We start from the raw sequence: 14,921 nt of genomic DNA, 5'->3' as shown, positions 1-14,921 counted from the left end.
AATACGTATAGAATGCTACGGGAATCATAGAGTACCCTTGCCCGCCTGACAATCGCCGCCATGCTTTCCTGTCCCGTTTTTACCACATCGGAGACCCCATGTCCGCAGCCGCTCATCTGGCCTTTTTCCTGATCGTTTGCGGCGCGGCGGCAGGTTCATTCTTGTGTGCGTGGGCCGATCGGCTTGTGCATGGTGAGAGCATTGTCAGTCCACCCTCGCGCTGCCGGTGTTGCGGCACGCGGATTGGCTGGCTCGACAAGGTGCCGGTCTTTTCGTGGCTCTGGCTCGCGGGCAAATGCCGGACCTGTGGGGCCAAGATTCCGAAACAGGTGTTCTATTGCGAGTTGGCGGGCGTGGCTCTTGCGGTGGTGGCGGTCTGGGTGGCTCAATCGCCGATGCACATGGCATTGGGGGCAATTTGGCTCTGGACTCTGATGGGTTTGATGGTCTGTGATTTGTCGGTATTCCGTCTGCCCGATGCACTGACCGGCCTGTTACTCATGACAGGCTTTGGTCTGGCATGGGAAGACCCCGGTCGCGATTTGGCGGGCGCTTTCATTGGCGCGGGCGTCGGTGCTGGTGTGTTTCTGGCGCTTCGCATTGCGTATCGCGCGCTGCGCGGCCGGGAGGGGCTTGGGCTGGGTGACGTCAAGATGATGGCCGGCATCGGAGCCGGACTCGGTGCGATGGCTCTGCCGGTCGTGACATTGACGGCGGCCGTTCTCGCATTGGGGGTGGCCCTGCTGGGCGCGGTCTGGCGTGGCGCGCGTCCGGGCGGCGATCAGGCGATTGCCTTCGGTGCGTATCTGGCCCTTGCAGCCGCTTTGGTCTGGGTCTGGCCCGCCGTTTGACAAGACGTCGAAAAAGACGTGGGCGGCAGGTCACCCTACCGCCCACTACGTACCACAAGGCCCATTACTCAAAACCTAGGGTACGATCCACTCACTGACAACGCGGTATCCGACACGCTCTTCGGGTGCCAATTCCGCAATGAAAGCTCCTTTGGACGCAAACCGTTGTCCCGGACCCAATCCCAATTCCGGATGGGTCCCGGGATTTAGCTCATTCTCTGCCTCATGTTCAATGATTTCAAGAACATAATCACGATAAAAATCATCAATCGCGTGCATAAGACCAAACTCGATCATGGTCAGTGCATAGTAGGTCTGCAATTGGATACGGGGATGAGACACCTCAAGGCGCCGGGTGTGCATCCAGCCCCGAATGCGGTACTTTCTTGGGTGGTAAGAGCCGGGTTTGTCATAGGGCCAGACCAGTCGGGTCTGGGCCATAAGTTCAGGCGAAAAGACCCCGAGCGCCGAATCCTTGGCCGCCGAGGGCAGGAAGATGCGCGTTTGCGCGGGCGGACTATCCGCGATCACAGCGACCGCTTCTTCCACGTCCTGCGGCCAGATCACCAGCGTTGTATCGGCAGATTGATCGGCAAGCGCGGCGGCGAGGCCATCGGCACCTTCATAAGCGCGTGTTTCCAGGGCCGTATCCGGCAGAACAAACCCCATGGTTTCCGCGAATGCGCGGGATGGGCGCGTGCCTTGCGGCCCGGTGCCATGGATCTGCACGACACGGGTGGGGGCCGTTGGCTGATCGCCCAGGTGGACCGCCAGCGCCTCGGCCTCGAGCGGCAAACCCCGGTTGAAGTAAACCGAATATCCATAGCGCCCCTCGCCGGGCGTCGGCAATTCGGTATTGGGAAAGATGCAGGGCAAACGCTTGTCGTCGCAAAACCCGCCGATGGCATCCCAAGGGCCCTCGACCAGGCCGCTGACGCTCGCGAAGACAGGCTGATCGGCATATTTCGCCTCGAGTTGATCCCGCCACGTTTCCGGCGGACCGTCGAGCTGCCAGACGTGCAAACGCCAGTAGCGGTAGGCGGAGATGAAATTGGACCGGTAATTGGGCGAGAACGTCGGGTTGCGGGTATCGCCCTCTGTATCCTTGTTCATCCACTCGAAGAAAAGCTCGAGGGTGCGGACCATTGCATCAGCTTCGGCCGGATCGGCGTCAGGGCCGATGATGGTTGCGAAATGGATTTCGCGACCGGTCACACCCGGGTCGATCTCGGTCGACAGCGTCTTGAGAAAAGCCGAGAGATTGGCCACATCCGCCGCGGTCAGGTCATAGCGTGGCATGATCGGATCGAATTCGTGGCCAGCCGCATCGACCCCGTCGCTGAGCGCGCGCGCCAAAAGCTCGTCGTCATAAGCGGGCCGCATGCGTGGCGACCGTACCCGCGCCCAGAATCCGGGCGGCTGCACCTCTTGATAAAGATCCTTGAACATTCGGTTACGGTTGGGAGTCTTCTTCTCGAAAAGCACCTCGCCGATGATGGGCGGCACGTAATTGCCGCCCTCGGAGGTCCCGAAGCCGCTCGGGCGGTGGCAGTTGACGCAGGAGAATTGCGTGCCCGAGATTTTCACGTCACCCTGTGTGATACCGGTGATCGGCTGACCGTCTGCTCCGATCCCGTCCCAGTAGAGTTTGCGCCCTAGTTCAGCATCGCCCGCCTGCCCGGCCGTCGCGCAGAACGGGGCCGAGACCAAAGCCAATGCAAAACCGATCCGACGCATGATCGCCGTAAGCCGTCGTCGAGACATCAATTCACCTCTGGCCGCAGCATTTGGGCGTATTCCTCGGCGAGCTCCTCTGAGCTGAGCAGCCCTTCGAGACGAAGCCAGGGCGCGTCAGCACCTGCGCGCAGGAATGTCAGAGGGCGATGATACATCTTGTTCTCCCCCTTGTAGACGGCATCGAAGGCCCGCACGACGGAAAAGATATCGTCGAATTGGCCGGTGAGCATGACCCAGTTGTCACGCGCGTCGTGCAGCACGGCATAGTCGCGCAGCCGCCGGGGTGTGTCATACTCGGGGTCAATCGAAATCGAGACCATGAGGTAATTGTCGTCTATGGTCGCCAGATCCTGCTGTGTCTGGCCAAAGGTCGCGCTCATGACCGGGCAAATCGTGGCGCAGCTTGTGAAGATGAAGTTAAGCAGGACCGGGCCGTCATACTCCATCAGCTCAGCAAAATTGACCTTCTGGGCGCCCTGATTGCGCAGTGTGAGGGCGGGCATTTCATAATCGTTGAAGCCACGCTTGTACTGAAACCCATCCGGACGCATCGCGGCCTCCTGGGTGTTGGCGTCATCCATACCGAGGTGGTCCGGCATGCGGTGATCCATGGCGGCATGGTCGCCGTGATCCGCAGCATGGTCGCCGTGATCGGCATGATCTGCCGTATGATCCCCATGACCCGCCGTGTGGTCGGCATGGCCCGCCATAGAGTCCGCCTGACCGTGTTTCACATCAGGATCGCTGCCGTGATCATCTGTATGCGAGTGCCCCGTCTGATGATCGTGACTGTGCTCAGCCGGCATGTCATGGCCCGGATGATCCGCCATGGCGGGGTTTGAGGCCGCAAATGCAAGAAACGCCAGCCCGAGGACATGGGCGGGCGCGATGCGGAGGTTGGCCATGGTCTTGGTCATTTCAAGTCTCCATCGAGAAAGTAATGTCTCAAAATGAGAGGAGGACTGGCGGCAGGGATGCCGCCAGCCCCGTTTCAAGAACGTCGCCTAGTGGACAGACCACACCGCAACATCGTGATGCAACGCATCGAACTGGTACATGCGCAGGCGCCGCGACGGCTCATAGCTGAACTCCACCTCCAGATGGTGTTCGCCGACACCGTCTACGTTCACGTAGTCGTTCAACTCCTGCTGCATGCCGCCCCAGGCATTCAGGAAGTTGTTGCGCAGGCTGCGATTGTCGGACACTTGCCAGATCGTATCGTTGACCGGCGTTGGGGCCGACTGTTCCGGGCGCGCCGCAGGCGGCACCGGGATCGGACCATTCCCCGCGACATGGATCCAGAAGTAGTTGCGCCCGAAGGTGAACAGAGGACCAGCACCGCCGACCGGCAGGGTGTTGTGGAAGGTATTCTCCCACCCGCGCAGGCCGCCGAAATCCACCAGGACATAGGCATGCACGTAGTAATCGCCATTCAGAAGCTGAATGTTCATCGTGTCGCCACGCTTGTCCCAGACACCTTCGTCCAGCCGCACCTCGGCATCACCATCGTGGCCCTTGAGCTGGCCATACATGGTATTGTTCAGGAAAAGCACGGTGACGTCGGCATCCTCGGCCATTTCATAACCGGTTGGAAGACGTTTGCGGTTCTGCCAGTCAGCGAATGCCTGACGGATCAGCTTCATCTGGGCCTGAATGATCGACCCGTTCAGACCGCCAAAGCTATGGCGATTGCGGCGGTTCACGGTCATTCCGCCAAGTTCACGGAACATCTGCCACATCCGCTTGGCCGGGGCCGTGTCACCGATCATCCCGATAGCCGCGAGTTTTGTCTCTTCGCTCTCGCGCGGGTTCTGACCGAATACGCCAATTTCCGCGGCGTTTCGAGGCAGGCCGTTGCGCAGCGGCACGAGCACGTTCTCTGTCACCTGAACGCGCGGCGGGTGGTTGCGCCAGCCCCAGTGGTAGCTGAGGTTCCAGAAGCGTGCCGGCGGCATCTTCATGTTGAGCGTGTACTCAAGCCCCTCTTCCATCGGGAAAAACGTCTGGTCCATCCCGATATTGGGCACCCGCGGAAAGGCCGTGCCGCCCTGGGTCAGATCGGGCCCGCCGAGATCGGTCAGGTCCAGTTCGGTCCAATCATCGAAGAACATCGCATAGGGCGCAAAGTCTTCATGGCCGCGGTTGAGGATCTTGACGACATATTCGATCGTCCACTCCTCATCGTTGACCACGGTCGGATCGATATAGGCAGTGTCCGATTCAATGTGGGTGTCATACCAGAGCTGCGTAATCTTGACCGACTTGGTCTCGGGATCAACGGCCTTGGTCTTGAGCCCGCCGAAATAGTGCAGCAGCGGAAAGCCTTCGTATTCGCGCTCGCTGAAACGGCCCTTCATCTCATTGCCCTCGATGATATCGACGGCACGCCGCGCCAGGGTGCGCATATGGTTCGGTGCGACACGCCGGGGATAGTTATAGCAATGCGTGTAGCCCCGGAAATTGCGGCAGATCTGGTGCGGTTTCGAAATGCCCTCGAGTTGATCCATGATCCAGTCGAGATCATCCGTCGGAGACGTCTTGTTGATCTGACGAATGACCGGATCATCGTGCAGGTTGTAGGGGTTGTCCGGCGTCGACGGCAGGGTATTGGGGATCTCGTTGCCCCGGCACGTCTTGGCGTTCTCATAGACTGTCGGCAGCATGTTGGGCGGGTTGGTGCCAAAGCTGTCGCCCTCGGGGAATACCGCGAAACCGGTTGCCGTCTGGAGCGTCGAGCTGTTGCCCTCTGTCACCCGGGTTTCAAACGGAACACGCGGCTGCTGACCGCCATTGGCATGGCCTGACACGTCACAGAACATGTTCAGGTCGAATGGGGTCTGGGCCCAGACGGGTGCCCCCCCCATCATGGCACCGGCGGGCAATGCCATCACCGCGGCCACTCTTATGGATTTACGAAACATTTTCATTGTCTCCGATTCAAATACTGTTCTGGCTTCCCGGTTGCCCGGAGCCATGGATCAGACTTCGCGGTTATGGTTCTGCCTGTCGTTCATGCTGAACACACGCGGACCGGCGCGACGCAGTTTCTCACCCGGTTCGGGCGTCTTCTGCGGCATGACCCAAGTGACACGGTTGGCGGCATCGTCGGGCTGGACATCCCAGGGGAAAGAGCCCCAGAGGCCCGCGCTGCCATTGCCGTAGAACACGACATCGACCTTGCGCTTGCCGGGTAGCGTCGAATGGCTCATTCGATACATCCGGAACGCGAGATCGGCACAGTGCTGCGGCGTTCCCGTCAGGAAATGCCACCCCTTCGGCGCACCGAGTTCCTGGGCATAAGCCTGCATCAGCGCCGGCGTGTCATGCAAAGGATCACGCGAGATCGAATACACGAACACATCGCGCCCCACCTTGTCGCCAAGCTCGGCGACGACCTTGGACAGGTTGCGGGTGATCGGGAAATGCGCCTCGTCCTTGAGGCTCATGAAGTGCAGCATCACGACCTTGTTCTCGATAAAGCCCTCGTAGAAGGACATCCCGAGCCCGTCCTGATTGACCATCATCACATTGGGGAACGAGTCGTTCACCGCAGAGTCGATGACCCCGCCGCTGTTGACCGGGTTGCAAAGCGCCGGCATCTCGTTGGGGTGCAAACTCGCGTTGGCCTCTCGCACTTTTGCAAGGGCGGCCTTGCGGGCCTCGTCTGCGCGCTCCTTGGAACTTCCCGGCGTGGTGTAGAACCCGGCGGTCACTCCAGCAGCCGCCGCGACCGGCAGTCCGGTCATGAATTGACGTCTGTTAGTCATGTCTTTTCCTCTCTTCTTTCAGAGAATAACTTGAAGGTTTCCCGCTCAATCGCCTTCGCCCTCGGGCACGATGTCCCAACGGATCATCATGGCGTGGTCTTCGTGAACAACGTTGTGACAGTGCATCACGTGTTTTCCGAAGAAGTCGCGCCAGCGGCTAAAGAAGGTCACCTCGTCACCCGGCCCAAGCGAGACCACGTCCTTGCGGGCGCGCTCTACCGCGCTTGGCGGACGACCGTTGACCTCAAGGATCTGGAACTCTTCAAAGTGGGTGTGCACAGGATGCGCCCAGGCGTTGCCCTCGTTGCGGAATGTCCAGATCTCGGCAGTGCCCTGCTCGATCTTGGCATCCACGCGGTTGGGATCCATCAGGCGGCCGTTGACCGTCCACAACCCGTTGTCATAGTCGAAAACAAACAGGCGACGACGGCGCACTTCGGACATCCGGACCTTGGGCAAGCGGCGCATCGTGCGCGGAACGCGGGATGGGTCGCGCACCCGCGGGCCTTCACAGCGGAACTCGATGACCGGCATCAGGTTCTCGCCTTCGAGCGTATACCCGGTCGGGCCCGCACCATCGCCGCGGATCTCCAGGTCGTTCAGGACCTGCACCTTGTCGCCATCGCCGAATTTGGAGAAGTCGATGACGACATCAAAGCGGTTGGCGATCCAGAGGTCGACCTTGGGCTCGAGCAGCGGTGCCTCAAGGAGGTTACCGTCGTTCGACAGGATGATCCAGTCGTCGTAATACGGCTCGCCGCCATCGGCCGGGATGACCCGCAGCACCAGACGGTAAAGGCGCGAAGGGCCGCCATTGAGCAAGCGGAAACGGTACTTGCGGCGCTCGACATCCAGATAAGGCTGGATGATCCGGTTGACGGTGATCTTGTCTCCGGTCATGCCCTGCGTCGTATATTGCAGGCGGTTGGAGTCGAACGTGTCCGGCGTGCCCTGCGAGTTGCCAACCTCGACAGGATCGGGGCGCGGCTCGGGATGCGGGGCTCCGTCGGGCGAGAAAAAGTCCCAGATCACCTGACCATTGGGCTGGAACATGACATCGTGCAGGATGAGCGGCACGTCGTATTTTCCGGATGGCAGGCGGAACGCCTTGAAGTTCGGATCTTCCTCGTTGTTCGAGTCGCGCTCGTCAAACAGCAGATAGAACCCCGAGAGGCCCGCGTACACATTGGTTGCCGTGAAATCGAGGCGGTGATCATGATACCACAGGGTGTTCATGATCTCTGTGTTGGACGCGCCCCAGCCATTGGGCGAGCCAGCGGGGAAGTTGGCGTAATGGTGATCCCAGAATTCACCGGGATTGAAGAAATCCTGCGGGATGCCGTCCGACTCGGACGCGGTATGTCCGTTATGCAGGTGCACGGTCGGAGACGGCAGCGCGAAAGTCACATTGCCCGCGCCCACGGTTGGCAGAAGGTTGTTGCGGCGCAGGAAGACCGGCTCGCCATAATTGGCGTGATAGGTCTCGCCGGGGGTGATGCCATTGAAACCCCAATGCCAAGACCCTACATCCGGATCACCGTCTCGGCCCACGACGCCGGGCGTTCCGTCACCGTAGGGGGGTTGCCAGTGATATTTCCAACGAAACTCGGAGATCACTTCCTCGTAGTGCTTTTGCGGCGGGAAGTCGTCAAAGCGCTGATGCCGCGCAGGCTCGATCGGGGGATCGAACGTGTTGGGATCAACCGGCTCTGCGACCGGCATGATGTTGAGCGGCGCCGTGAACGGTTCAACCGCCGGGCTAGACTGCGCAACGATACTCGGTTGAAAAGTATCAGGGAAAACAAGGCCCGACTGGGTAAGGCCGTCTTCGGCACTGTCTGGCCACTGTTCGATCTCGACCGCCCCAGCCTGGGATGCCACGGTCGTGGCGCCCGCAGCACCAAGGCCGAGCTTTAATGCATCTCTTCGTTTCATGCTTTGTCCTCCAGCAGAAAAAGCTTGCGAAATATATAAACGCCACGCTCCAGACATGACGCCACTAACCTCGCGCCAGACCTGCCGCGAGAAAGGAGGGCAAACGCCCCGTTGTCAGGCCAGCCCCGAAGGCCGCCTTGTTTCAGGATCGAGCGAGAGCTCGATGAGATTTGGATAGCAGGCCGGAAGGGTGAGTAATGTGTGGCCCGAGCGGATCAGTGACCCGCTAAATCTTATTCAAAAGGATAGAGCAATTGCTCCCTGTTAAGCATAGTATGCCAGTTGTTTTTCACGACAGCGGTATCCGTATGGACACAGATATCGCGCTTATCTGACCATAAAAGGTCGCACCTAACAACGGTAACATTTTCGTTATCTTGGTGTAATTTCGCTTCCTGTGGCACTAGCAGGCATCGGCTGACCCTTTAGGCATTGATTGTAAATCATATTTTACATCACAAAGGGTTGAATTTAATTGAACGAAACATAAACAAACACACGGAAAAATTGAAATTATGACAGCTTCGGGCTGGCTTTCCGCTGTGCTTTCCTAGCCGCGCCCCATTATCCGAACGGATATAGTCCGACGTTGGCCGCCACGCAGTATCTCGACCGCGAATTCATCCGACTCGGCGAGGATGGCTCCGGCGTTCTCCAGCGTCTCGGGATCGGACACGGAATAGCCGTTGACGCGCAATACCAGGTCACCTCGGCGCAGGCCTACCAGGTCGTAAATCTGGCCCTCGCGCACCCACAATATCTCGGGAAAAACCTCTCCGCGGCCACCATTTGCGGCCACCATCCGAACGCTTCCCGCGCGGCCAAGAACCCGGCGCATGTCGCGCCCGGCAAAGACGCTCGAGGGCAGCTCAGCCTCGTCAGCTTGCACGGAACCGCCATTAACCAGACGCGCGAGCATTTCATCGGCGGTCTCTTCAAACGCGATGAGCACAGGCTCGCCGTCGCGGTCGATCCAGACGCCGTCAGGGGCAATCTCGCGCACGGTCTCGCCACCAATAAGCCGATCACCGGCACGGATGAGGCTGTCACCGTCCGACGCTGTCAGGATCGCCCAGCCATTCTCGACCCCCGCGACCAGCCCCACCAGTCTGTACTTTTCGCGCTTTTTGGGAGGCGCCTGAGCCTTGGGTGGATCGGGCACATAGGGATCGAAAACAGCCGGCCATTCATCGGGTACCGGCTCGGACGTGGCATTCTCGACCGCAGCGAGAGCCGCACCAATTTGAACCGGCGCAGGCTGATCCACCCCGCGCGCCAGCACCATGAGCCCCACCTGTCCCGCGCCATAGCCAAAACAGACGGCCGCAATCAGGGTGAGGAGACCAGCACCACGCATGTGTCAGGCCCGCTGCTCCGGCGCGCGGTCAATTCTATGAGTGGCGGTGCAAATCATGGTGCGCGTTCCTCGGGCCCACAAAGTGCGGGCAATGCAATAGGCATATACCAATGCGACGATCATAGCCGCGGCCGCTGGGCGCGACAACGCTTTATGCGTCCTCAGCCATCGGTGCGACAGACAGCGGCAGTTGCCATTCGTCCGGGTGCGAGCATTCCGATTTCGGGCGCGCGAGCAGGATGCGCGCGTGAAAATGGCCAGTCGTCTCGACGCCTTCGGTGTCATGCCCTGCCGCGCGGGCATTCTCAATGGCGTGGGCCTCTTCTTCAGGCCCCTCAAAACGACGGTGCACAAAGGGAGCGATAGGCAGGCTCTCAACCACAAGGCCATGCGCGCGCATCACCTCGGCCGCCTCGGGGCGCTCGTTTCCGCGTATCGGCGAGGTCATCACCCAAGGCTTGACCGGGCCGCACGCCTCGAGCAGGCGGTCGAGCGCACGCGGCATGAGTTGCGCGACCGAGCCGCACTCAACGATCATGTCGCAGCGCGCCAAATCATCCGCGAGCGCGCGTGACGGTGCTGCATGCTCCAGATCCTCGACAAAGCCGGATTGAAAGAGCCCCACCTCGCGCCCGTAGGCCACCGCATTGGGCATCACGTCGAGCCCGGTCACATGCAAGCCCACGTCTTTCCGGCGCACGCTGTCGAGCCAGTCCCGGTCCCACGCGATCACCTCGGCAGACGTGGCGCGTTCAAACCGCGGCTGCCTGTAGCGGGCAAAGACATCTGAAAGACGCAGATCATGCGCCAGGAGCGCGGCGACAACACCATAACTGCTGGCGAAATCGACAACCCGCGCAGCGCGCAGCCCGCGCAGCCGCATGACTTCTGCCAGCCCGGCGCGAAAGGCCGCCACGGCGTGATGCTGGTTGCGATAGCCCAACCCATCCATCATGCGAAAATAGGCCCGGCAGTCGGGTTGATCATAGGTCTCGTCAAAGATCGTGACAAAACCGGTTTCAGACGGTTCGGATAGGGTGGCCATGGGCAGATCACTTTGGCTTAACTGGCGCCGCACCTGCGGCAGAGACATGTGCAAGGTTGCCGCGCGGGCCGTTCATTACAACCGAAATCACACAATTTCGTACATTCACCCACGCAACCGTGACGCAAACCGCGCGTTTGAAACAATGTTTCGCGGCTCTTTCACCATCGTGACCAGACGTGCGCGCGTCACGCTTGTATGACGCGCGCATAGCGCGCAATCTATTGGTGTTCCACCCCAACTTCAGGACCCCGCCATGAGCCAGGCCAGCGCACAGACCATTCCCGACGCGTCCAAAGTGATGATGGGGGCGACACTTGCCTGGGTGGCGGTCCTTATCTACGCCTCGTCCAACTCCATAGTCTCGCTGTTGGCCGAAATCGGTTCGGAAAACAGAGTGATGGGGCGCAACGTCATCACGTATTGCAACCTGCTGTTCGTCGGCTCCCTCATGTCGATGGTTCCTATGATCATGATGTTCTGGAGGGATTGGAGCTGGGACAATCTGCGCGCGCTGACCCGGGGACATTGGGTCATCCTGACGCTCTCGGCCTTCTTCTCTTCGGCCCTGACACCGGGGCTGTTTTTTTATGCCCTTGAGCACACCACCGTCACCAATGTGGTGTTGATGGGCCGCATCGAGCCGCCGCTCTTTCTGCTGGCCGCCTGGGTGATCCTGCGCGAAGAGTTCGAGCCGTGGTCCTTTGCCGCCGGGCTTGTGGCGCTCGGCGGTGCCGTGCTGATGATCCTGATGAATAACGACGGCACTGAATTCATGCTCGGCAAGGGTGAGATCGGCGCGCTTTTGGCGACGCTCTCCTATATCGCCTCGACGCTCATCGCTCGCACCGGGCTGCGCGGCATTCCAATGGGTATTTTTGCCATATATCGCACAGCGGTCGGCACGACATTCTACTTCTTCCTCGCGATCTATCTGTTTGGCGCGGATCATTTCCGGGATGTGTTTCACCCGGTCGTCTGGCAGTGGGTCTGGATCTACGCGCTTATCGTGGTGATCGGCGGACAGTTCGCCTGGGCACTTGGGCTGAAATATGCGCGCTCTGGCGATGTGTCTCTGGCGACGTCCTTTTCCCCGCTGGCCGCGATCCTGATTGCCATGGTTCTCTTGGGCGAAGATCCGGGGCCGGGCCTCATCCCCGGTGGGGCCATAATCTTGCTGGCGGTGGGAATTGGTCAATATGGACGTATGCGCCGCCGCCATCGCGAAGATTGCGCGACGCGCAAGCAGGCACAGGAACGCGCGCTGGAGCACGAAGGCGAAGTGAACTTCAAAGGAGCATAGGCCCGCAGGCAAGACAGACGGGATGTCCGCTCAACAAGACCTTCAGAAATTGCCGGCAGATGGATGCCGTTGTGCGATCGGGTTGCCATAGCCGGGCCGCAGAGCCTCCGGCAGGGACGCATAGCTTTGAAACAATTCCGGTGCCGCTTTCGCCGCTCGCTGATCGGCAACGGCGCTCAGCGCCGCGAGGCCAGCCTCCTTGATCGCAAGGCCATCCGTGACTTCGGGGACAAGGTCGGGAGAGAACCCGATGATCTCGCGGCCCGCATCCTGCACAGGCATGAGCCAAAGATTGCCGGGCAACGTTTCCAGCAACATCTCGTGCAGGGTGACCGCCTCGGCCAGTGCCTCACCGCCACCCGCCTTGGGATAGGGTGCCAAGACACACACCTCGGTAGCGTGGGCATGCGCGGAAAAATCACGCGCCTCGTCCAGCGGCAAAACGCGCGCTGTCGGAAAATGCGACAAGAGTTCCCGCAAAAGGCGAGAGGTCGCCGTATCGACCTCTTCAAGATAGATCGTGGCACGGGTTCCAGCAGTCAGCCGATGCGCGATCGCCGCGAGAGAATGATTGATCACTTGCGCGCCATCGCGGGCCAGCACAACCATTTCATTGGTCAGTCGACGGCTCTGTCTGCTGAAGAAAAAGGCGAGGATCTGTTCGGCCATCCCGTTATAGTGGTGGACGTCACGCGTATCGTGGACGATCCGGCCAATATCCACCTCGGCCACATCATAGCCCGCCGCGTGCACGCGCACCATCACGTCGATATCAACCGCATAATCACCGGTGAGATGGTCATGTGCGATCAAGGATCGATCAAAGGCGTAGAGGCCGGAATTGGGCGCGCGCAAATGCGAGAGCCCGGGAAATAGCTGGTGCAAGGCCGGCATGACAAGTAGCCGCGTCATCGGCATGTTGTCTTTGGGATCTTGCCAGGCGCCCTTGATCAGCCCCACACCGGGCGCGCGCGCTTGGGGTATGCGCGCGAAAAGATGTGTGTCGAACTTGTCGAGATCTGCATCAACCTTCATGATCCAGTCATGTCGAGCGGCCTTGATACCGGCGCGCACAGCATGGCCCATGCCCGTATGTCGCTCGGCAATGACAGTTGCCCCCGCACTCCGCGCCTGATCAGAGGTGGAATCAGTCGAGCCATTGTCGATCACGACAACTTCGTCCACGTCGGGAATGTCGCGCAGGACACCGACAACGCGAGAGATCGTTTGGGCCTCATTCCTGGCGGGGATTATGACACTGACCGGCTCGGCCATTTCTACTCCTCTGACGCATCGCGCCAAGACATCCTGTGAAACAAATCTAGTATGCCACACAGAACATAACAACAGATGATGGTTTCACGACCTAAAAAGCTGTTGTGAACGCCTGTAACCTTATTGTCGAGAAGAAAGCCCTAGAACGCCAGTGTCGCCTGCATCGCCCGTGCCCAGGAGTCTGTCTTGGCACGCCGCATTTCCTCGGGCATTTGCGGCAGGAATTGCCGCTCCAGCGCCCAGGTCTCGGCGAACTCGGCCTGCCCGGGATAAAGCCCGATCTGCATCCCCGCCAGCCATGCCGCGCCAAGCGCCGTGGTCTCCAGAACCTCGGGCCGGTCCACCGGCGCGTCGATGATATCCGACAGAAACTGCATCGCCCAATCGCTGGCACTCATTCCTCCGTCTACTCGCAGAACCGCATCCGCGCCATGCCCGGCCCAGTCGTCACGCATCGCCTGCAACAGGTCACGGGTCTGGAAGCCCACGCTTTCAAGAGCGGCGCGCGCGAACTCCTCGGGCCGGGAATTGCGCGTCAGGCCAAAGATCGCGCCCCGGCACTCGGGCCGCCAGTAGGGCGCGCCGAGGCCGGTGAAGGCGGGCACGAGGATGACGTTCTGATTGGGATCGGCCTTTTCCGCCAGGGGCTGCGTCTCGCTCGCGTGGCGGATCATCTTGAGCCCGTCGCGCAGCCATTGCACCACCGCGCCCGCGACAAAGATCGAGCCCTCCAGCGCATAGGTGGGCTGGCCGTCCAGCTGATAGGCGATGGTCGTCAGAAGCCGGTTCTTGGACACGACGGGCGTCGTTCCGGTATTCAGGAGCGCGAAACACCCCGTGCCATAGGTCGATTTCAGCATGCCCGGCTGAAAGCAGGCCTGCCCCACCGTCGCCGCCTGCTGATCGCCCGCGACACCGCGAATGGGGATTTCGCGACCGAAGAGATCGGCGCGCGCATGGCCGTAATCATCGGCGCTGTCGCGCACCTCCGGCAGCATCTGCATGGGGATGTCGAGCAACTCGCAGATCGTCTGGCTCCACCGTCCCTTGCGAATATCGTAAAGCAGCGTGCGCGCGGCATTGGTGGCGTCGGTGGCATGCACGCGGCCGCCCGTCAGCTTCCAGATAAGAAAGCTGTCCACCGTGCCAAAGAGCAGATCCCCCGCCGCCGCCTTGTCGCGCGCGCCCTCGACGTTCTCCAGTATCCAGCGCAGTTTCGTGCCCGAAAAATACGGATCGAGCAACAGCCCCGTGCGCTCGGTCACCATCGGCTCATGCCCCGCCTCGCGCAGCTGCGCGCAATACTCGGCGGTGCGCCGGTCCTGCCAGACGATGGCGCGGTGAACGGCCTGACCGGTGTGGCGGTCCCAGACCACCGTGGTCTCGCGCTGATTGGTGATGCCGATGGCGGCGACATCGGCGATATTCAGCCCCGCCTTTTCGATCACCGCGCGGCAGGTGCCCGCCGTGGTCGACCAGAGGTCCGTCGCCTCATGCTCCACCCAGCCCGATTGCGGAAAGTGCTGGTCGAACTCTTCCTGTGCCACGGCCCTGATCCGCATCTCCGCGTCGAACAGGATCGCGCGGCTCGACGTGGTGCCCTGGTCGATGGCGAGGATATGGGTCATGGGCGGGCTCCCGTATTAGTGTC

At 60.6% G+C, this 14,921-nt stretch carries 11 protein-coding genes; 2 read left to right on the top strand and 9 right to left on the bottom strand.

What is annotated here, in order from left to right:
* Positions 1 to 98: 98 nt before the first annotated feature.
* On the top strand, positions 99 to 851 hold the full coding sequence (locus tag Q0X85_RS17785; RefSeq protein WP_297774243.1) for an A24 family peptidase: 753 nt from the start codon (positions 99 to 101) through the stop codon (positions 849 to 851).
* 75 nt (positions 852 to 926) lie between these two features.
* On the opposite strand, the gene Q0X85_RS17780 is transcribed toward Q0X85_RS17785, so the two are convergent.
* The 7 genes from Q0X85_RS17780 to Q0X85_RS17750 all read right to left on the bottom strand — a co-directional run bounded on the left by Q0X85_RS17780 (position 927) and on the right by Q0X85_RS17750 (position 10,692).
* Positions 927 to 2,615: a hypothetical protein gene (locus Q0X85_RS17780; protein WP_297774242.1), complete on the bottom strand. Its 1,689-nt coding sequence runs from the start codon at positions 2,613 to 2,615 to the stop codon at positions 927 to 929.
* The gene (locus Q0X85_RS17775; RefSeq protein WP_297774241.1) at positions 2,615 to 3,505 is read right to left on the bottom strand and encodes an SCO family protein; all 891 of its coding nucleotides are present in this window, start codon (positions 3,503 to 3,505) and stop codon (positions 2,615 to 2,617) included. The genes Q0X85_RS17780 and Q0X85_RS17775 overlap by 1 nt, the downstream gene beginning before the upstream one ends.
* A gap of 87 nt (positions 3,506 to 3,592) precedes the next feature.
* Positions 3,593 to 5,515: a hypothetical protein gene (locus Q0X85_RS17770; RefSeq protein ID WP_297774240.1), complete on the bottom strand. Its 1,923-nt coding sequence runs from the start codon at positions 5,513 to 5,515 to the stop codon at positions 3,593 to 3,595.
* A 51-nt stretch (positions 5,516 to 5,566) separates the two neighbouring features.
* The gene (locus tag Q0X85_RS17765) at positions 5,567 to 6,355 is read right to left on the bottom strand and encodes an SCO family protein (RefSeq protein WP_297774238.1); all 789 of its coding nucleotides are present in this window, start codon (positions 6,353 to 6,355) and stop codon (positions 5,567 to 5,569) included.
* A 45-nt stretch (positions 6,356 to 6,400) separates the two neighbouring features.
* Entirely contained in the window at positions 6,401 to 8,290 is a 1,890-nt protein-coding gene (locus tag Q0X85_RS17760; protein WP_297774237.1) for a multicopper oxidase domain-containing protein, read from the bottom strand.
* Positions 8,291 to 8,840: 550 nt separating this feature from the next.
* Complete coding sequence (locus Q0X85_RS17755; protein WP_297774235.1) at positions 8,841 to 9,647, bottom strand: type II secretion system protein N; 807 nt, start codon at positions 9,645 to 9,647, stop codon at positions 8,841 to 8,843.
* A gap of 151 nt (positions 9,648 to 9,798) precedes the next feature.
* Complete coding sequence (locus Q0X85_RS17750; protein ID WP_297774234.1) at positions 9,799 to 10,692, bottom strand: hypothetical protein; 894 nt, start codon at positions 10,690 to 10,692, stop codon at positions 9,799 to 9,801.
* 256 nt (positions 10,693 to 10,948) lie between these two features.
* Between Q0X85_RS17750 and Q0X85_RS17745 the strand changes: the two genes are divergently transcribed.
* Positions 10,949 to 11,995: a DMT family transporter gene (locus Q0X85_RS17745; RefSeq protein ID WP_297774232.1), complete on the top strand. Its 1,047-nt coding sequence runs from the start codon at positions 10,949 to 10,951 to the stop codon at positions 11,993 to 11,995.
* 42 nt (positions 11,996 to 12,037) lie between these two features.
* Here the strand turns inward: Q0X85_RS17745 and Q0X85_RS17740 are convergent, their stop codons facing one another.
* Both Q0X85_RS17740 and glpK read right to left on the bottom strand, forming a co-directional pair.
* Positions 12,038 to 13,270 (bottom strand): glycosyltransferase, encoded by a 1,233-nt coding sequence (locus Q0X85_RS17740; protein ID WP_297774231.1) that lies wholly within the window; start codon positions 13,268 to 13,270, stop codon positions 12,038 to 12,040.
* Between the two features lie 140 nt (positions 13,271 to 13,410).
* Positions 13,411 to 14,898 (bottom strand): glycerol kinase GlpK, encoded by a 1,488-nt coding sequence (gene glpK / locus Q0X85_RS17735; protein ID WP_297774229.1) that lies wholly within the window; start codon positions 14,896 to 14,898, stop codon positions 13,411 to 13,413.
* Between the last annotated feature and the right edge of the window lie 23 nt (positions 14,899 to 14,921).

This window comes from uncultured Roseovarius sp. (assembly GCF_947259555.1).
Lineage (GTDB): Bacteria > Pseudomonadota > Alphaproteobacteria > Rhodobacterales > Rhodobacteraceae > Roseovarius.
Note: the sequence above shows the minus strand (reverse complement) of the source record. Positions and strands in the feature narration are given on the sequence as shown.

Excerpts from the sequence above, each read along its gene's own strand:
- Q0X85_RS17785 (WP_297774243.1), top strand. The coding sequence starts at position 99 with ATGTCCGCAGCCGCTCATCTGGCCTTTTTCCTGATCGTTTGCGGCGCG.
- Q0X85_RS17780 (WP_297774242.1), bottom strand. The coding sequence starts at position 2,615 with ATGTCTCGACGACGGCTTACGGCGATCATGCGTCGGATCGGTTTTGCA.
- Q0X85_RS17775 (WP_297774241.1), bottom strand. The coding sequence starts at position 3,505 with ATGACCAAGACCATGGCCAACCTCCGCATCGCGCCCGCCCATGTCCTC.
- Q0X85_RS17770 (WP_297774240.1), bottom strand. The coding sequence starts at position 5,515 with ATGAAAATGTTTCGTAAATCCATAAGAGTGGCCGCGGTGATGGCATTG.
- Q0X85_RS17765 (WP_297774238.1), bottom strand. The coding sequence starts at position 6,355 with ATGACTAACAGACGTCAATTCATGACCGGACTGCCGGTCGCGGCGGCT.
- Q0X85_RS17760 (WP_297774237.1), bottom strand. The coding sequence starts at position 8,290 with ATGAAACGAAGAGATGCATTAAAGCTCGGCCTTGGTGCTGCGGGCGCC.
- Q0X85_RS17755 (WP_297774235.1), bottom strand. The coding sequence starts at position 9,647 with ATGCGTGGTGCTGGTCTCCTCACCCTGATTGCGGCCGTCTGTTTTGGC.
- Q0X85_RS17750 (WP_297774234.1), bottom strand. The coding sequence starts at position 10,692 with ATGGCCACCCTATCCGAACCGTCTGAAACCGGTTTTGTCACGATCTTT.
- Q0X85_RS17745 (WP_297774232.1), top strand. The coding sequence starts at position 10,949 with ATGAGCCAGGCCAGCGCACAGACCATTCCCGACGCGTCCAAAGTGATG.
- Q0X85_RS17740 (WP_297774231.1), bottom strand. The coding sequence starts at position 13,270 with ATGGCCGAGCCGGTCAGTGTCATAATCCCCGCCAGGAATGAGGCCCAA.
- glpK (WP_297774229.1), bottom strand. The coding sequence starts at position 14,898 with ATGACCCATATCCTCGCCATCGACCAGGGCACCACGTCGAGCCGCGCG.